The following is a 16,853-nucleotide window of genomic DNA, read 5'->3' on the forward strand; positions in this document are numbered from 1 at the left end:
GGAACCCGGCGGCGCCCCCGGCGCGTTGGAGGCGGACACGTCAGAAGGAGGCTCCCCATGCCCGTCACGACAATCGGCCCGGCCGCGATCCCGTCGCTGGGTCTTGGCACTTTTCAGATGGACAGCGGCAAGACCGCCGAGCTGGTCCGCGCCGCCCTGGCGGAGGGATACCGCCATATCGACACCGCGCAGGCCTACGGGAACGAGGCCGAGGTTGGCCAGGGCATCCGCGATGCCGACGTGCCGCGCGACCAGGTGTTCCTGACCACCAAGATCCTGCCGGAGAACCACGCCGCGGACGCGTTCCGGGCCGCCGCGGAGGAGTCGCTGGAGCGGCTGGGCACCGGGCATATCGACCTGTTGCTGCTCCACTGGCCGTCCCGGGAGGTGCCGCTGTCGGAGACGCTGCCGGTGCTCGACGCGCTCATCGACGAGGGCAAGGTGCGCTTCGGCGGCGTGTCGAACTTCACCGTGGCGCTGCTGGAAGAGGCGAGCGGCATCCTGTCCCATCCGATCGCCGCCAACCAGGTGGAGATGCATCCGTTCATCCCGCAACAGACGCTGCTGGCGGGCATGGAACGGCTGGGCATCCCGGTCGAGGCCTATTCCCCGCTGGCGCGCGGGCAGGTCATGGACGACGCGACCCTGGCCGAGATCGCCGAAGCCCATGACGCCAGTGCCGCGCAGGTGTCGGTCGCGTGGATCCTGGCCAAGGGCGGCATCGCGATCCCCAAGACCTCGACGCCCGGGCGGCTGGCCGACAACCTGGCCTCGGCCGAGCTGTCGCTGACCGAAGACGAGATCGCCCGGATCGACGCGCTGGCGCGGCCGGACGGGCGGATCATCTCTCCGGACGGGATGGCGCCCGACTGGGACGACTGAGTGCCGCTGCGTCCGGCTTTCGCCGCGGCGGCGGGCAAGGCTACATGGTCCGCGAACCGGAGGACCCCATGCAGCCATTCGAGACCCTGAAGATCCCCGCCATCGCGGCCCCCATGTTCCTGACCTCCGGTCCGGACCTGGTGGTGGAATGTTGCCGGTCCGGCGTGCTGGGCACGTTCCCGGCGCTGAACCAGCGCACCACCGAGGGGTTCGGCGACTGGCTGACCCAGATCGAGGAACGGCTGGAGGGTGAGGACGCGCCCGCCCCCTATGGCGTGAACCTCATCGTCCACGGGTCGAACAGCCGGGTGAAGCCGGACCTGGAACTGTGCGTGAAGCACAAGGTGCCGCTGGTCATCACGTCGCTGGGGGCGGTGAAGGAGGTCGTGGACGCGGTCCACTCCTACGGGGGCAGGATCTATCACGACGTGATCAAGACGCGCCACGCGGAAAAGGCCGTGGAGGCCGGGGTGGACGGGCTGATCGCCGTCTGCGCGGGCGCCGGCGGCCATGGCGGTCTGCTGTCGCCCTTCGGGTTCATCCCGGAGATCCGGTCGTTCTTCGACGGCACCATCGTGCTGTCGGGCGCCATCTCCACGGGTGCGCAGGTGGCCGCGGCCCGCGCCATGGGGGCGGACCTGGCCTATCTGGGCACGCGGTTCATCGCCACGAAGGAGGCGATGGTGTCGCAGGACAACAAGCGGATGGTGGTGGAGTCCAAGACCACCGACATCGTCTACACGCCGAAGATCTCCGGTGTGAACGCGAATTTCATGCGCCAGTCCATCGCCGCGGCGGGGCTGGATCCCGACAACCTGCCCGACCACGGACCCATGGACATGGAAAGCGAGGCCAAGGCCTGGAAGAACATCTGGTCCGCCGGCCACGGCGTCGCGGCCATCGACGATATTCCCGCCGCCGCGGATCTCTGCGCCCGACTGATCGCGGAGTACCGCGAGACCTGCGCCCGCCTGGGCGCCGAGGCGTAGGCGGGCGCAGTCTCCGCCCCGGTGGACCGGGCGGGTCCGGGGTCTTGCCTGGCGGCGGGATGACCGTGCGTCGCGGAACCGGCCGGACAGAGGGCGGCACCGCGAACGGCGAGGGCGACGGCGGACGATCCGCCTCCGCCTTCGCTGGCCATCGTCCCCGGCGACCGCCGCGCGGCGCCGCCGTTGCCCCGCGCGCAAAACAATGGGTCGGCGCGGTCGCGTGGACAGGCCCGTGGGAACCGGGGGCAGCGTCGGTGGCGGTGCCGGGCGTCGGGTTTTTGGGCCGCGGGCCGGGTCTCTTCCGGCGCCGGTTCCAACGCGCCGGCCAGACGTGCGCCGGTGCGAGGCGGGTGTGCGTCGGTCGGCCATCCGCCGTTGCCGGGCGGCCGGGTCTCAGGTGCGCTGGCGGTCGATCTCTCGCGCCAGCGCGCAGAACTCCGTTAGCGACAGTTCTTCGGCGCGGCGGGTAGGGGCGATGCCGGCCGCCTCCAGCCGGGCGACGATGTCCGGCGCCTGGCCCCTCAGCGCGGCGCGCAGCATCTTGCGGCGCTGGTTGAAGGCCGCCGCGGTCAGGCCGAAGAGCGTGGCGGCCCGCGCGGGGAAAAGCGGTTCGCTGCGGACCGTAAGATGCACCACCGAGGAGCGGACCTTGGGCGGCGGGGTGAAGGCCTCTGGCGGCAGGTCCATGACGATCCGCGCATCGGTGCGCCACTGGCACAGGAGCGAAAGCCGGCCGTAGGCCTTGGAACCGGGGGTGGCGACGATGCGCTGCGCGACCTCCTTCTGGAACATCAGCGTCAGGCTCTGCCAGGCGGGCGGCCAGGCCGGCGGGTCGAGCCAGCGGGTCAGAAGCTCCGTTCCGACGTTGTAGGGCAGGTTGGCGACGATGCGGATCGGCGGCGTGAGATGGTCCAGCGGGTCGAGCTTCAGCGCATCGGCGTTGAGGATCCGCAGCCGGCCGGGATAGGCCGCGGCGATGTCCTGAAGCGCGGGCAGGCAGCGGGCGTCCTTTTCCACGGCCAGGACGTGTCGCGCGCCTTCGGCCAGCAGGCCGCGGGTGAGTCCGCCGGGACCGGGCCCGACTTCCAGCACGTCGGCGCCCGTCAGGTCGCCCGCCTGGCGCGCGATCTTGGCGGTCAGGTTCAGGTCCAGCAGGAAATTCTGCCCAAGCGACTTGCGCGCCGACAGCCCGTGTTCGGCGATGACCCGGCGGAGCGGCGGCAGGCCGTCGATGGCGGTCATTCCTGAGGTGCGGCAGGGGGCGCTGCCCCCCGGCCTGCGGCCGCCCCCCGGGATATTTTCAGAAAGATGAAGGGGCAGGGGGCGCCCGTCCGATCGGTCGCGGGGCGGTGGCGGGCCGCGGGGCGCAACGGCCGCGGGGCGGTGGCGGGCCGCGTCACGGGGCGGGTACGGCCGCGCGGGCGGCCGCCATGCGCGCCGCCAGCCGCAGCGCCGCGATGGTGGAGGCCGGATCGGCCCGGCCGGTCCCGGCGATGTCGAAAGCGGTGCCGTGATCGGGGGAGGTGCGCACAAAGGGAAGCCCCAGGGTGACGTTCACCCCGCCGGCGAAATCCACCGTCTTGATCGGGATCAGCGCCTGGTCGTGGTACATGGCCACGGCGGCGTCGTAGCGGGCGCGGGCCTCGGGGTGGAAGAGCGTGTCGGCGGAGGCGGGGCCGCGCAGATCCATCCCCTCGGCCCTGAGGGTGTCGATCACCGGAACGATGGTGTCGATCTCTTCCCGGCCCATGGCGCCGCCCTCGCCCGCATGGGGGTTCAGCCCGGCCACGGCGATCCGGGGGACGGGCAGGCCAAAGTCGCGGATCAGCGCCGCATGGGTGATGCGCAGGGTCCGTTCCAGCGATGCGCGGGTGAGGGCGCGCGGCACCTCTGCGAGGGGGATATGGACCGTGGCCGGCACGACGCGGAGCGTGTCGCAGGCCAGCATCATCACCACGTCCGCCCCCCCCGCCAGGGCCGAAAGATATTCCGTATGGCCGGGATAGGCAAAGTTCGCGCCGTCGATCAGGGCCTTCTTGTGGATCGGCAGCGTGCAGAGCGCCCGGGCCGCCCCGGCCCCGACCATCTCTACCGCGCGGGCGATGATCTCCACCACCAGGGGGGCGTGGGCGGGGTGCGGCGTGCCGGGCGTGGCGGGCGCGCCCATGTCCACGGCAAGGACGGGCAGTCCGGAGCGGGCCGCCGCGGCCGCCTCCCCGGGGGTCGCGATCAGCGCCACGGGCGCGTCCCGCGGCAGGTGCGCCGGATCGCCCAGGTAGAAGAACGGCACGGCGTCGCCAAGCGCGCGCCATGCCTTTGCGGCGATCTCCGGCCCGACCCCGGCAGGCTCGCCGCAGGTCAGCACGATGGGTGCCGTCATTGCCGGACGATGGTGGCGTTGGCGCGAAGCTCGGCCAGCAGGTTGTCGGCCCGGCGCCCGACGCGGCGCTGGACCAGCGCGTTGCGGACCTGGCCCAGATTGGGCGCTTCGGCATCCGCGGCCCGGTAGGACCGGCCGCAGAGCATCAGGAGCACCAGCGTCTGCCCGTCGGCGCGTGTGAGGCCGGTGGAGACCTCCCCGGGGTCCAGCCGGGCCAGTTCCAGCGCCACGTCCGACGGGATTTCCGCGACGGGACGGCTGTCGCGCCGGAGCCGGGCCGGGTCGGCCCCCTGGGCCACGGCGTAGAGATCGTCGCAGGTATCCACGCGCGCGTCGATGCGCGCGGCTTCGGCCAGGGCCTGCGGGGACCGGCCGCCGGGGATGTCATAGGCGGCGTAGTCGATGGATGTGGGCACGCCCTGGGGCACGATCTCATCGACCTGGCGGAGCTGGAAGAAGGCCAGCGCATTGGGCAGCGGGATCGGCGCGGTGACCTGTCCGGGTTCCAGGGCCAGGATCGCCTGGCCGAGCTGCGGCGGAAGGTTGGCCAGTTCCAGCCAGTCGATCCGGCCGCCGCGGGTGCGCGAGGGGGTGGCGGAATACTCCCGCGCGGCGGCGGCGAAGGCATCGAAGGAGGTGATCGAAGAAATCTGCGGCGCCAGGGACTGCGCCCGGGCGGCGCGGTCGGGGGTGTTCGCCGGAATGATCAGCTCATTGAGCAGCACCCGCAGTCGCGGCGCGGGGGGCGCGTCGGCCGCGCGCTCGACCTCGTCCTCCTCGATCCGGGTGGTGTCACCGAAGCGGGCGCGCACCACCTGGCGCCAGGCGACACCGGCGCGGACGAAATCCTCGAACGTGGTCACGTCGACGCCGCCGCGGGCGATCTGGGCCACGAACGCTTCACGGGTGAGGTTGGCGCGGCCGGCGAATTCGGTCATCCCGTCGAGCACCTCCTGGCGGGTGACCTCGATTCCCGCGCGCCGCGCTTCGGCAAGTTGCAGGCGTTCGTCGATCAGGTCGCTCAGCGCCTTGTCGCGCGTGGCGTCGGGGGCGTTGAAGAGCTGGAGCAGCTTCTGGCGCTGGTCGACCTCGAAGGCGGTGACCACGGTCTCGTCCACGGTGGCGGCCGGGGCGAACATGTTCTGCGCGGCCCCGGGCAGCGGAGCGCCCGCCGCGAGGACGGCCGCCAGCACGGCGCCGAGGGCGAGGGATCTGGGAAAGAGGGTCATCATGCGGCTCGTTGTTCGGGCGTGACTGACTGGGGGCATATCATCCCTTGCAGATCTTTCGATAGCTTTCGTCGTTCCGCCCGCTGCCGAACCCGGCAAGGGAAACCTGGACGCCCAGGGATGTGGTCGGTTCGATCAGGGCGGTCTCCGTGAAACGGCGGTTGACGCTGAACTCGACCTCTATGCATTCGGTCCGGTAGACAAGGCCCACGCCAGCCTCTGCCGCCTGGTCGCGGTTGAAGTCGTAGCGGGATTCGAAGCTGCCGATCCAGTGCCGCGAAAGGCGCAGATCACCGTCCAGGATCAGCTCATGGGTGTCGCGGGGGCGGTTCTCGCGCCGTTCGCCGTCGAGCCAGACATAGGCGCCTTCCAGCCCGAAGCGGTCGGTGCGCAGCGCCAGGCGGGTTTCCGTCTTCTTGGTGTCGAAGCCGGCGTTGAAGACCGATCGCGCGGTCAGGTCCAGCATGGCGCCAAAGCTGAGCCGCCCGGCCAGCAGCCAGTCCGACCGGTCGCCAGCAAGTCCGGTGCCGGGAAAGAACGCCTTGACCGCTTCGGTGCGCAGAATCCGGCCGAAGGTCAGTCCGATGCCGGTGCCGTCGGTGTTGTAGCCCGTGTAGCTGATACCGACATTGGCGCGCAGCCCGGTTTCGATGGCGTCGTCACCGGGAAAGCGGCTGAGCGCGTAGAGATTGCCCTCATCGAACTCGACCAGCTGGCTGTCCTCGTTCGGAACGGTATCGCCGCTCTGGCGCGTATAGGCCAGCTGGACCACCGGCTCGATCAGGTGATGGGTGCCGGCAGCCCCCGTGCGCTGGAGCGGCAGGCGCAGTTCCGTCGCCAGCGTTCCGGCCAGACGCATGGGCGTGGCGTCGAAGCGGCTGTCCTGCTCCACCGCGTAGAAAGTGCCGGCCAGGCGGGCGCGGTTCTGCCAGACCAGACCCGGCCCAAGGATGTCGCGGTTGAACCAGTCGGCGTTCAGGCCGATTTCGGCCGTGTCGCGGCCCAGCTGGTCGATGTCTGAGGCGCGGTAGATCGACGCGGCGTCGAGTCCCAGGCGCAGCTCTCCCGGGCCGATCCGGTACCGGCGTTCGAGCACCAGATCGGTGACGAGAGACGGCAGCCGGTCCTCGATCGCGACCTCGCCCTCGCGCAGGGTCGTGTAGTCGGTCAGGCTGGCGCGGAAGAGCTTGTCGCGGCTGACCTTCAGGATCCGGCCTTCCGTCCTGAGGCGGTCCTTGTCGGAATAGTCGTAATCGACCAGGTAGGCCTCGTCCGACACCGCCTCGACGTCGAATTCCAGCCGGTAGTCGCGCGGCAGCGCGAAGGCCGCGTCGCCGATCACGTACCAGCGGGTCGCATCGCGGCGGATGTCGTCGCGCGACACCGCCCCCGCCACATTGATGGCGCCGAAGGACAGCGTCTGGCGGTACCGCGTCTCCAGCGTGGTCGTCCGGTTCGACAGGTAGGGCGTCAGGGTCAGGTCGGCATTGTCCCCCGCCGTCACGAACAGCGGCACCTTGGCGCCCAGCCCCAGTTGGCTGTTCGAGCGCAGGCGCGGGATCAGCACCCCGGTGACGCGGCTGCGGGTCGGGTCGGCCAGCCGCAGGCGCGGGAAATAGGCCACCGGCACACCGAAGAGCCGGAATGTCGCGCGGTCGAAATAGAGCAGCCGTTCCTGACGGTCGTGGATCACCTTGGCCGCCCGGATTTCCCAGACCGGGGTGGGGTTTGCGGCGCATACCTCACATGAGGAGGCGACCGTGTTGGACAGCTGCACGTAGCGTTCTCCGACCCGCGCGATCTGTGTCGCGGCCAGTTGCAGCTGCCGGTCGAGCACCAGGCGCGCCGAGCGCAGGATGCCGTTGCTGAGGTCGGGGTCGAGCGCGGCGCTGTCGGCCAGCAGCACCGAGTTCTGCCCGTCGTCCAGGGTGATCGGGCCGTCGATCAGCAGCCGGTCCGCCGACCGGTCATAGACGATCCGCGAGGCGGTCAGCAGCGCGCCCTGGTAGGCGACCTGGACGTTGCCTTCGGCGATGAGGCGGTTGTCGTTGGCGATCCGCACCGAGTCCGCCAGAAGCGTGGCGGTCTGGGCCAGGGCGCCGGCGGGCGCCAGGCACAAGAGCAGCCACAGGGCCAGCGCGCGCATCAGCCGTCCTCCCAGTGGAGCAGAAGTCCCAGCGGCAGCAGGATCGCCGCGACCGGGGGGCCCCAGGCGGCCAGTCCGGGGGGGATCTGACCGCTCTCGCCCAGGATCTGCGCGAAATTGCGGATGAAGAAAAGGACGAAGCCCAGACTCAGCGCCGAAAGCACCATCGTGCCGGCCCGCGCGACGCGGGTGTGGCGCATGGTGAACACCGCGCCGGTCAGCACCATGGCCACCAGCAGGACCGGCAGAGCCAGTTCCACCTGAAGATAGACGGCGTGGCGGCGCGCGGAGAAACCCGCGGCGCGCATCTCCGCGATGAAGCCCGGCAGGGCCCAGATCGGAACCGTCGCAGGGTCTCCGAAACTGTCGAGGATCTGGCTGGCGGTCAGCGTCGACGGCAGGCGCAGGGTTTCATGGCTCTGGGCCGATTGCTCCGGGTTCGGCGCGTCGAAGCGCCATTCCTTGGCGTCGGCGATGGTCCAGCCGCCATCCTCAAGCCGGGCGCGCGCCGCCTCGATCCGGTAGGCCGGTCCGCCGGAGGGCGTGAACCCGATGAAGCTGACGCCGGTCAGGTCGGTGCCGTCCGCATTGGCCCCGTCGGCATGGATCACCGTCTGGCCCGTGGCGCCACCCTGCCGCAGCCAGACCCCCTCATCGGACAGAGCCAGGGTAGACCGGGTGCGCCCCTCCAGCCGGTCCTGCAGCATGTCGTACTGCCGGGTGGTGGCGGCCACGATCGGGTTGACCACGGTCACGGCGCCGAGGCCGATCAGCAGCGTGACCACCACCGGCCCGAAGAGCGACAGATAGGCCGACCGGCCAGAGGCGCGGCTGACCACCAGTTCCGACGTGCGCGCCAGCGACAGGAAGAGCGTCAGCGTGGTGATGATGACCAGCAGCGGCAGGATCGCATAGAGCGTTTCCGGCACCGACAGCAGGGTCATGGCGGCAAGGGCCGGAAAGGAAACGCCTTCGCCTTCGAACCGGCGGACCTGCTCGACCAGATTGATGAGCACCAGGATGCCGAAGAAGACCGACATGACGAACAGGAAGGTCGTCAGGAACCGGCGGGCGAAGTAGACGTGCAGGATCATGCCGGCGCCGCCGTGGCTTTGCGGCGCGTCGGCTGTCCGGCATAGATCAGCAGGCCCACCGCGACCGCCAGCGCCGCGAGGGTCGGCAGATAGAGCAGGGGCCAGGCTGCGGCGTTAGCACCCACCGCGTCGAGCGACAGGTTGTCGCCCAGATCGTAGACCACCAGCGCGACCAGCGCCGCGGCCACCTGCCGCCAGGCGGCAAAGCGCGAGAACCCGCCCAGCAGCATCACCGCAAATCCGAGCACCGGCGCGACGAGCGCCTGCGCGCCCTGCGTAGTGCGCTTGTGCAAGGTAAGTGCGATGGCGCCCGGGCCGGCGCCGGTCTCCGCACGCACGGCGTCGGGGGCGGTCAGCAACTCTGCCGAGCCGATCTGGTCCAGGTCACGGGGTCCGGCTTGAACAATGTCCACCAGGTCGCTGACGTCGAAGGAGAAGTCGTCGAACCTGGTGGTGCCGAGGCGTCCCTCGGCGGGGTCGTACCGCTGCGACATGCCGTCGAACATCACCAGGCGGGGGCCGTCGTCCCGGCGCAGCAGAAGCGCGCGCTCGGCGGTATAGACGGTCTCTGTGCCGGGCGCGCGCCGGTCCGCCAGAAAGACCGAGCGCAGCTCTCCCGCGGGCGTGATCTCACCGATGAACAGGGTGACGCCGTTGCCGGGGTTGAGGAACTGTCCTTCCGTCAGCAGGCCGGCGGTCACGTCCTCGGCGATCTCGGCGCTGCGCTGGTCCAGGCGGCCCGATGCCATGGGCGCCAGCACATGGGTCAGGATCATCGTCACCGCGCCCGCCATGACCCCGAACCCGGCCACCGCCCGGGCGCCGCGGAGCGGAGAGATGCCCGAGGCCTGGATCACCACCAGCTCTGAGTCGCCGCGCATCCGGTTGGTGGCGTAGACCGCCGCGGCGAAGGCCGCGATCGGCAGCACCACGCGAATCACGTTGGGCAAAGCCAGCGCCGAGAACTCCAGGAAGACGGCCGCGGAATGGCCGTTCTGGATCAGCCGGTCGAACAGGAGGAGCGCGCGGTTGATCCAGTAGACCGCCACCAGCACGAGGCTGAAGAACCCGAACAGGGTCAGAAGCTGCGACAGCAGGTATCTGTCGAATGTCCGCACGCCGGTCTTGCCCCGTTCCACGTCTGCGCCGGACCCTAGACCATGGGCGCGGTCGCGGGAACTGCCTTCTGGCCAAGCCCGCGGCACTGTCCTACCTGTGGGGCGCACATCGACAGGAGCCCCCCATGACCCGACCCGCCGCGATCCGCGTCCTTGCATCAGACCCCGCCGACCTGGCCGAGCGGGACGGGGTGATCGCCGTCTTCGTCGATCCGGAGGGCGGGCTGGACGCGCTGGCCCGGCGGGTGAACAAGCTGACCCGCGGCGGTGTGGAGAAGGCGCGCGCCTCCAAGGCCTGGGAAAAGGCCGAGCCCGGCGATGCCCTAGCCCTGTCCTATCCCGCGGGCCTCGCGGCGGATGCCGTCGCGGTGGTCAAGCTGCCGATGCGCGCGGGGCCGGTCAGCGCGCGCAAGGCGGGCGTGTCGGTGGCGCGGATCGCGTCGGACAAGCCGATGACCCTGGCGCTGGGCGCGCGCAAGCGGGCCGCAGAGGTGATCCTGGGCGCGGTGCTGCGCAGCTACGACTACGCCGACCAGCGGTCGCGCCCGGCCGGAGACGGGTCCGCGGGCGCCGGGGGCGATCCGGCCGAGGTCGTGGCCATGGTCTCCAAGCCCGAGACCGTCGACGGCGCCACCCTTTCCGCCGTGGCGGAGGGCGTGTTCTTTGCCCGCGACCTGGTGAACGATCCCGCCAACGTGCTGACCACCACCAGCTACGGCAAGCGGCTGGAGGCGCTGTCCGAACACGGGCTGGAGGTCGAGGTCCTGGAAGAGGACCGGCTGGCAGAGCTTGGCATGGGCGCGCTTTTGTCGGTGGGGCAGGGATCCGACAGCCCGTCGAAGGTCGTGGTGATGAAATGGATGGGCGGCGGCGAAGAGGCGCCCCTGGCCCTGGTCGGCAAGGGCGTCGTGTTCGACACCGGCGGAATTTCCCTCAAGCCCGCGGCGGGCATGGAGGACATGACCATGGACATGGGCGGGTCCGCCGTGGTGGCGGGGGTGATGAAGACGCTGGCGCTGCGCAAGGCAAAGGCCAACGTGGTCGGGCTGGTCGGGCTGGTCGAGAACATGCCCTCGGGCGGGGCAACGCGGCCGGGCGACGTGGTCCGTTCGATGAAGGGCGACACCATAGAGGTCATCAACACCGATGCGGAGGGCCGGCTGGTCCTGGCGGACGTGCTCTGGTACGCGCAAGAGACGTTCTCGCCCGCCGCCATCGTGGACCTTGCGACCCTGACCGGAGCGGTCATCATCGGGCTGGGTCATCACAACGCCGGCGTGCTGTCCAACGACGACGCCTTCTGCGACCGCCTGCTGGGCGCCGCCCGTGCGGAAGGAGAGGGCGCATGGCGCCTGCCGCTGGGCAAGGAATATGCCGAGCAGCTGAAATCGCGCATCGCCGACGTCAAGAACGTGGGCGGTCGGCCGGCGGGGACCATCACCGCGGCCGAGTTCCTGCACCGCTTCATCAAGGACGGTCAGGCCTGGGCGCATATCGACATCGCCGGGGTCGCGTCGACCTCCTTCGACAGCCCGCTGGCGCCCAAGGGGGCCACGGGCTGGGGCGTGCGCGCGCTCGACCGGCTCGTGCGCGACCATTACGAGGGCTGAGATTGGGCGAGGCCTATTTCTACCACCTGACCCGCCGCAGCCTGGAGGACGTGCTGCCGCCGCTTCTGGAACGCGCGCTGGGCAACGGCTGGCGGGTGCTGGTGCGCGGGCGCAACCCGCGGCGGATGGAACATCTGGACGAGCGGCTCTGGACCCACCCGGAGGACGGGTTTCTGCCCCACGGGATGGCGGGCGGCGAGGATGACGCCCTACAGCCCGTCCTGCTGGACTGCGGCACCGGCCCCGCCGACCGCCCCTGCGTGATGAGCGTGGAGGGCGCGGAGGTCACCGTCCAGGAGGTCGCGGCGGCCGAACGGGTTTGCGTTATCTTCGACGGCGCCGACCCGGCCGCGCTGGAGCGCGCCCGGGCACAGTGGCGCGACCTGACCCGCGCCGGTGCCGCTGCGCAATACTGGTCCGAGGAGAGCGGAAGCTGGCAGAAGAAGGCCGATAGCCGGGCGTGACACGCCTCGATGTGCCGCTGTCGCTCTGGCGGGGCAGGAGGTCTGTCCGATCCGGTCCATCGCCCTGTGAGCGCCGTACCCTACGACTCGCGGCAGTGCCGCCGGAACGCGGACGCGCCGCCTCTTCGGACGTCGCGGATCCGCCGCTCCCGCGTGTCAGCCGCCGCGACCGGCGCGGCTGCCAGGGGGTGCGGCCTCCCCGTGTCCCCGGATCGGGTCGCACCGGGGTGTGAAAGGCGGGACAGGCAGAGGCGGCGCTTCGGGCGCCGCTACGGCGTCAGGGTCAGCACGCCGTTCTCGATGGAGATCTTTCCGAAGCGCGACAGATAGCTCATCCCCAGCAATGAGCCGAACATGTCGCCGCCGTTGACGCTGGCGCCCACGTCGCGCTCGACCGCCGGACCGAATGCCACGCTGTCCAGCACGACGCGGGCCATGGGAACGGTGCCGTTGGCGGTATAGGCGGTCCCCAGATAGGCCAGCGTGTCCGGGTCGATCCCGACCGCGCGCGCGTCCTGCTGGCTCAGCACCATGTCGGACGCGCCGGTATCGACCACGAAGCGGACGGGCTGCCCGTTCACGTCCAGCGTGACGCGGTAATGGCCGTCGCCGCTCTGCGGAACCTGCAGGCTGCCGGTCGCGGTCATGCTCTGACGGGGCGCGACCGTGCCGCGGATCTGCGGCCACAGTCCGGCCACGGCGATGGCCCCCAGAAAGATCAGCCCCCAGAGCGCCAGTTGCCGCAGCGCCGTGCCCATGTTCTGCCGGTTCGCGGCGATGAAATATCCAAAGATCGCAAGCCCGAGGAGCGAGAGATAGAGGATCGAGGCTACGGAATCACCGGTCATGCCCTGCATATGGGGGCACCGGGGCCGCTTGCAAAGTCAGGCCAGAAGGCCGGTGTTGGCCAGCCCGTCCAGCACGAACTGCACCGACAGAGCCGCCAGCAGCATCCCCAGAAGGCGCGTCACCACAAGGATGCCGGTGGGTCCGAGCGCGCGCTCGATGACCTCCGACACCAGAAACAGCATCAGGACGATGGCGAAGATGACGGTCGTCACGCCGAAGATGCCGGCCATCGCCCAGGGCGCGCCGCTGGTCTGGTCGGTCAGCAGGATGATCGACGCGATCCCGCCCGGCCCCGACAGCAGCGGGATCGACAGCGGAAAGATCGACGGATCGTCCTCCGGTCCGCTGTCGTCGACCTCTGACTGGTCCTGCCGGCGCCGGGTGCGGCGGCCGAACAGCATCTCCAGCGCGGTCAGGAACAGCAGCAGCCCCCCGGCGATGCGGAAGGCCGGCATGGAGATCCCGATGAATCCCAGCAGCGCCTCTCCGAACAGTCCGAAGAGGAACAGGATGGCGATGGCGGTCACGCAGGCGCGGACCGCGATCGCCCGGCGCCGGCCGCGGGTCATCCCCTGGGTCAGCGCGACGAAGATCGGCGTTGTGCCGATCGGGTCGATGACCACGAAGAGGGTCACGAAGGCGGTGACGTAGAATTCCGGGGTCAACGGCGCGCGTCGCCGGCGCAGGGGCGGTGCGCGCTCACGCCTCGGCCCTCTCCAGCTTTTCCAGAGCCGACATCCACAGGGATTCGGCGCGTTCCATCGCGGTCATGACCTCGGCGTATTTGCGGTTCCAGGTCTCCAGTTCCCCCACGCGGCCGTCGTCGTAGAGCGCCGGATCGGCCAGTTTGCGCGCCAGCCTGTCGCGCATCTCGGCCAGTTTCTCGACCCGCGCCTCGGACTTGCGGACCTCGGACTTCAGGGCCAGCACCTGATCGCGCGACGGTTTCGGCGCGGCGGGGGCCACGGCGCGCGGCTTGGCGGCGCTCTCCCGGTCGTCGCCCTGCAGCAGCATCCGGCGATAGGCCTGCAGATCGTCGTCATAGGGCGTGACCCGGCCATCCTTGACCAGCCACAGCCGGTCGGCCACCAGGCTGAGCAGATGCATGTCGTGGCTGACCAGGATCACCGCGCCCGAATAGGCGGTCAGCGCCTCGACCAGCGCCTCGCGGCTCTCGATGTCCAGGTGGTTGGTCGGCTCGTCCAGGATCAGCATGTGCGGCGCGTCGATGGTGGCGATCAGCAGCGACAGCCGCGCCTTCTGGCCGCCCGACAGCCTTGCCACAAGCGTGTCGGCCTGGTCGGCGGTCAGGCCGAACCCGGCCAGGCGCGCGCGCAGCCGGGCCGGCGTCTCCGTCGGGCGGAGACGCCGGATGTGGTCGAGCGGGGTCTCATCGACATGCAACTCATCGACCTGGTGCTGCGCGAAATAGCCCACGCGCAGCTTCGACGCCTTGGTAACGCGCCCGCCCATGGGTTGAAGCCTGTCCGACAACAGCTTGGAAAGCGTGGACTTCCCCTCACCGTTGCGACCCAGAAGAGCGATCCGGTCGTCCTGGTCGATCCTGAGGGTCAGCTTGCCCAGCACCACCTTGTCGCCATAGCCGACCGACGCGCTCTCGGTGTTGACGATGGGCGGCGACAGCTCCTCCGGCTCCGGGAAGGTGAAGGCGCGCAGGGCGGCCTCCTGCGGGGTCTGGATGGTCTCCATCTTCTCGATCATCTTCAGGCGGGACTGCGCCTGCTTGGCCTTGGTCGCCTTGGCCCGGAACCGGTCGACGAAGCTTTGCAGATGCGCGCGGCGGTCGTCCTGCTTCTTGATCTGCGCCTCCTTCGCGGCCAGCCGGGCGGCGCGGGTGCGCGCGAACGTGTCGTAGCTGCCCTGATAGAGCGTCAGCTTGCGGTCTTCGAGGTGCAGGATCGACCCGACGGAGCGGTTCAGCAGCCCCCGGTCGTGGGAGATCACGATCACGGTGTGGGGATAGCGCGCAAGATAGCTTTCCAGCCAGAGCGCGCCTTCCAGGTCCAGATAGTTCGTCGGCTCGTCCAGCAGCAGGATGTCGGGCGCGGAGAAGAGCACGCCGGCCAGGGCCACGCGCATCCGCCAGCCCCCCGAGAAGGCCGAGCAGGGTTGCAGCGTCTCCCCTTGGGTGAACCCCAGACCGCGCAGGAGCTGGGTGGCGCGGGCCTCCCCGGACCAGGCGTCGATGTCCGCCAGACGGGTCTGGACCTCAGCGATGCGGGCGGGGTCGGTGGCGGTTTCGGCCTCCGCCATTAGGGCGTTGCGCTCCTGATCCGCGGACAGCACCGTGTCGAGCAGCGAGGTGTCGGAACTTGGCACCTCCTGCCGCACGCCGCCGATCCGGGCCTGTTTCGGCAGGTCGATGGCGCCGCCTTCCAACGCGATCTCTCCGCGGATCAGGCGGAAGAGCGTCGTCTTGCCGGTGCCGTTGCGCCCGACCACGCCGACCTTGTGGCCGTCGGGGATGTCGGCTGAGGCGGATTCGAACAACGGGCGGCCGGCGACCGAATAGGTGATGTCACGGATGCGGAGCATGGCGCGCACCTAGCAGAGCGCCGGGCCGGGGAAAAGCCGTGTCGGGGGGGCAGGGCGGTCGCCGCCACCCGCGGGGCTGGCGCAGACCGGCGCGGAGGGCTGGCCGGACCGCATGCGGCCGCGGGCGCCCGGCGCGACGCGGCGGTGCGGCCTGCGCGGTGGTCGCGGGAAAGGCGCAGCCCTTGCCGGGTTTTACTTGCGCGGTGCGCGTGGTAGCAGGACGCCGAATAAAGCGGTCCGCATGGGGCGGGCCGGTCAAGAATGAGGCATCCCATGGCCACCGAGCGCACCCTTTCGATCATCAAGCCCGACGCGACGCGCCGCAACCTTACCGGCAAGATCAACGCCAAGTTCGAGGACGCGGGCCTCAGGATCGTTGCGCAGAAGCGGATCCACCTGACCGAAGCCCAGGCGCGCACGTTCTACAAGGTCCATGCCGACCGGCCGTTCTACGAAGAGCTCTGCACCTTCATGGCGTCCGAACCGGTGGTCGTGCAGGTCCTGGAGGGCGACAACGCCATCGCCAAGAACCGTGAGGTCATGGGCGCGACGAATCCCGCCGATGCGGATGCGGGCACGATCCGCGCCGAATTCGCCGAAAGCGTGGGCGAGAATTCGGTCCATGGCTCCGACGCGCCCGAAACGGCGCGGGACGAGATCTCTTACTTCTTCTCGGGGCTCGAGCTCGTCGGCTGACCGGACCGCCGGGGACGCAGCACGGCCCGCATCGGCTAAGCCGGTGCGGGCTTTTTCGTGGCCATCAGCCTTTTGCGGAACGATCGACCGTACCGGCGATCGTGGGGTGGTGAGAGGCCAGCGCGCCGTCGCCGGCGGATGCGCCGGCGCGAAGCTGCGCATCGACATGGCCGCGCAGCAGGTTCACGTTGCGCATGTTGGCCTTGTAGCCCACGTCGAAGATGTCGCCGATTAGCGGCACCGCGCCGAATCCGACGTCGATGAGGATGTTGCCCACCTGTCTGGCCAGAATGCTCCGCGGCGCGCCCATCCGGTGGCTTTCCATCACGATCCAGGCCGCCGGGGCCGCCGCCGCCACGTCGCCCACGCCGGGTATCAGCCCCAGCAGCGAATCGTAGCCTATTCGGATGCCGGTTCCGGGGATGCGAAAGGCGCGGTCCATGCGCCGGGCAAGTCGGTCGAGCCGTTCGAGGCGTGCGTGGTGGGGGTGCTGATCCATGGCAGCGAAACATCCGTGTCATGGGCCGGGTTCCCGACCGAACCGGCACGGATGCCGGTCCGCGGGCCACCGGCCGAAGCGTACCGCGGGACGCGGACCCGCTGTCGGCGCGCCGGCGGGCCGCTGGCGGACCTCCGTCGTGCGGCGGATCTGTGGCGGGCCGGTGCCGCTGCGGTCCCATGGACGCCGCTCAGAGAGCCGGGATCGCGTCGCGCCATCCTTCGACAGCGCGCTGCGGGATCGTCGGACCCCTCAGATCGCGGCCCAGTCGGCAAAGCGGACCGGGGACTGCTTGACCGGACCCTGGGCGGGAGGCTGCTGTGCGGTGGGCCCGGACGGTG

General features: G+C 70.2%; 15 protein-coding genes. 5 read left to right on the forward strand and 10 right to left on the reverse strand.

Annotation, left to right across the window (positions count from 1 at the left end; all coding sequences use genetic code 11):
• The first annotated feature begins 57 nt into the window (after positions 1 to 57).
• Both KW83_RS08190 and KW83_RS08195 read left to right on the forward strand, forming a co-directional pair.
• A complete protein-coding gene (locus KW83_RS08190) occupies positions 58 to 882 on the forward strand; it encodes an aldo/keto reductase (protein ID WP_036177217.1) in 825 nt (274 codons plus the stop codon).
• Positions 883 to 950: 68 nt separating this feature from the next.
• Positions 951 to 1,871, forward strand: coding sequence for an NAD(P)H-dependent flavin oxidoreductase (locus KW83_RS08195; RefSeq protein ID WP_036177218.1), 921 nt, complete (start codon positions 951 to 953; stop codon positions 1,869 to 1,871).
• Positions 1,872 to 2,264: 393 nt separating this feature from the next.
• Here the strand turns inward: KW83_RS08195 and rsmA are convergent, their stop codons facing one another.
• The 6 genes from rsmA to lptF all read right to left on the reverse strand — a co-directional run bounded on the left by rsmA (position 2,265) and on the right by lptF (position 9,838).
• Positions 2,265 to 3,113: a 16S rRNA (adenine(1518)-N(6)/adenine(1519)-N(6))-dimethyltransferase RsmA gene (rsmA, locus tag KW83_RS08200; protein ID WP_036177219.1), complete on the reverse strand. Its 849-nt coding sequence runs from the start codon at positions 3,111 to 3,113 to the stop codon at positions 2,265 to 2,267.
• Positions 3,114 to 3,267: 154 nt separating this feature from the next.
• Positions 3,268 to 4,251, reverse strand: a complete 984-nt coding sequence (gene pdxA / locus KW83_RS08205; protein WP_036177220.1) for a 4-hydroxythreonine-4-phosphate dehydrogenase PdxA — start codon at positions 4,249 to 4,251, stop codon at positions 3,268 to 3,270.
• The gene (locus tag KW83_RS08210; RefSeq protein WP_036177409.1) at positions 4,248 to 5,480 is read right to left on the reverse strand and encodes a peptidylprolyl isomerase; all 1,233 of its coding nucleotides are present in this window, start codon (positions 5,478 to 5,480) and stop codon (positions 4,248 to 4,250) included. Before KW83_RS08210 ends, pdxA begins: the two co-directional genes overlap by 4 nt.
• A 40-nt stretch (positions 5,481 to 5,520) precedes the next feature.
• Positions 5,521 to 7,626: an LPS-assembly protein LptD gene (locus KW83_RS08215; RefSeq protein ID WP_051928365.1), complete on the reverse strand. Its 2,106-nt coding sequence runs from the start codon at positions 7,624 to 7,626 to the stop codon at positions 5,521 to 5,523.
• Positions 7,626 to 8,720 (reverse strand): LPS export ABC transporter permease LptG, encoded by a 1,095-nt coding sequence (lptG, locus tag KW83_RS08220; protein ID WP_036177221.1) that lies wholly within the window; start codon positions 8,718 to 8,720, stop codon positions 7,626 to 7,628. Before lptG ends, KW83_RS08215 begins: the two co-directional genes overlap by 1 nt.
• Positions 8,717 to 9,838, reverse strand: coding sequence for an LPS export ABC transporter permease LptF (gene lptF, locus KW83_RS08225; protein WP_036177414.1), 1,122 nt, complete (start codon positions 9,836 to 9,838; stop codon positions 8,717 to 8,719). The genes lptG and lptF overlap by 4 nt, the downstream gene beginning before the upstream one ends.
• 125 nt (positions 9,839 to 9,963) lie before the next feature.
• Between lptF and KW83_RS08230 the strand changes: the two genes are divergently transcribed.
• Positions 9,964 to 11,448 (forward strand): leucyl aminopeptidase, encoded by a 1,485-nt coding sequence (locus KW83_RS08230; protein WP_036177222.1) that lies wholly within the window; start codon positions 9,964 to 9,966, stop codon positions 11,446 to 11,448.
• Between the two features lie 2 nt (positions 11,449 to 11,450).
• Positions 11,451 to 11,912 (forward strand): DNA polymerase III subunit chi, encoded by a 462-nt coding sequence (locus KW83_RS08235; protein WP_036177223.1) that lies wholly within the window; start codon positions 11,451 to 11,453, stop codon positions 11,910 to 11,912.
• A gap of 269 nt (positions 11,913 to 12,181) precedes the next feature.
• Here KW83_RS08235 and KW83_RS08240 read toward each other — a convergent pair whose 3' ends face one another.
• The 3 genes from KW83_RS08240 to KW83_RS08250 are packed head-to-tail and all read right to left on the reverse strand — an operon-like array spanning position 12,182 to position 15,317.
• Entirely contained in the window at positions 12,182 to 12,760 is a 579-nt protein-coding gene (locus tag KW83_RS08240) for a retropepsin-like aspartic protease family protein (protein ID WP_036177417.1), read from the reverse strand.
• Between the two features lie 36 nt (positions 12,761 to 12,796).
• On the reverse strand, positions 12,797 to 13,426 hold the full coding sequence (locus KW83_RS08245) for a MarC family protein (RefSeq protein ID WP_036177224.1): 630 nt from the start codon (positions 13,424 to 13,426) through the stop codon (positions 12,797 to 12,799).
• Positions 13,427 to 13,460: 34 nt separating this feature from the next.
• The gene (locus tag KW83_RS08250) at positions 13,461 to 15,317 is read right to left on the reverse strand and encodes an ABC-F family ATP-binding cassette domain-containing protein (RefSeq protein WP_036177225.1); all 1,857 of its coding nucleotides are present in this window, start codon (positions 15,315 to 15,317) and stop codon (positions 13,461 to 13,463) included.
• A gap of 273 nt (positions 15,318 to 15,590) precedes the next feature.
• Here KW83_RS08250 and ndk point away from each other — a divergent pair, with 273 nt between their 5' ends.
• On the forward strand, positions 15,591 to 16,013 hold the full coding sequence (gene ndk / locus KW83_RS08255) for a nucleoside-diphosphate kinase (protein ID WP_036177226.1): 423 nt from the start codon (positions 15,591 to 15,593) through the stop codon (positions 16,011 to 16,013).
• A 64-nt stretch (positions 16,014 to 16,077) separates the two neighbouring features.
• Here ndk and KW83_RS08260 read toward each other — a convergent pair whose 3' ends face one another.
• Complete coding sequence (locus tag KW83_RS08260; protein ID WP_036177232.1) at positions 16,078 to 16,512, reverse strand: DUF4112 domain-containing protein; 435 nt, start codon at positions 16,510 to 16,512, stop codon at positions 16,078 to 16,080.
• Between the last annotated feature and the right edge of the window lie 341 nt (positions 16,513 to 16,853).

It is taken from the genome of Palleronia rufa, from assembly GCF_000743715.1.
In the GTDB taxonomy this organism is placed as follows: Bacteria; Pseudomonadota; Alphaproteobacteria; order Rhodobacterales; family Rhodobacteraceae; genus Palleronia; species Palleronia rufa.

What these genes read in the sequence shown, in the direction of transcription:
- ndk (WP_036177226.1), top strand. Translation starts at nt 15,591, where the DNA reads ATGGCCACCGAGCGCACCCTTTCGATCATCAAGCCCGACGCGACGCGC.
- KW83_RS08210 (WP_036177409.1), bottom strand. Translation starts at nt 5,480, where the DNA reads ATGACCCTCTTTCCCAGATCCCTCGCCCTCGGCGCCGTGCTGGCGGCC.
- KW83_RS08215 (WP_051928365.1), bottom strand. Translation starts at nt 7,626, where the DNA reads ATGCGCGCGCTGGCCCTGTGGCTGCTCTTGTGCCTGGCGCCCGCCGGC.
- KW83_RS08260 (WP_036177232.1), bottom strand. Translation starts at nt 16,512, where the DNA reads ATGGATCAGCACCCCCACCACGCACGCCTCGAACGGCTCGACCGACTT.
- lptG (WP_036177221.1), bottom strand. Translation starts at nt 8,720, where the DNA reads ATGATCCTGCACGTCTACTTCGCCCGCCGGTTCCTGACGACCTTCCTG.
- rsmA (WP_036177219.1), bottom strand. Translation starts at nt 3,113, where the DNA reads ATGACCGCCATCGACGGCCTGCCGCCGCTCCGCCGGGTCATCGCCGAA.
- KW83_RS08240 (WP_036177417.1), bottom strand. Translation starts at nt 12,760, where the DNA reads ATGACCGGTGATTCCGTAGCCTCGATCCTCTATCTCTCGCTCCTCGGG.
- KW83_RS08230 (WP_036177222.1), top strand. Translation starts at nt 9,964, where the DNA reads ATGACCCGACCCGCCGCGATCCGCGTCCTTGCATCAGACCCCGCCGAC.
- KW83_RS08195 (WP_036177218.1), top strand. Translation starts at nt 951, where the DNA reads ATGCAGCCATTCGAGACCCTGAAGATCCCCGCCATCGCGGCCCCCATG.
- KW83_RS08190 (WP_036177217.1), top strand. Translation starts at nt 58, where the DNA reads ATGCCCGTCACGACAATCGGCCCGGCCGCGATCCCGTCGCTGGGTCTT.
- KW83_RS08250 (WP_036177225.1), bottom strand. Translation starts at nt 15,317, where the DNA reads ATGCTCCGCATCCGTGACATCACCTATTCGGTCGCCGGCCGCCCGTTG.
- pdxA (WP_036177220.1), bottom strand. Translation starts at nt 4,251, where the DNA reads ATGACGGCACCCATCGTGCTGACCTGCGGCGAGCCTGCCGGGGTCGGG.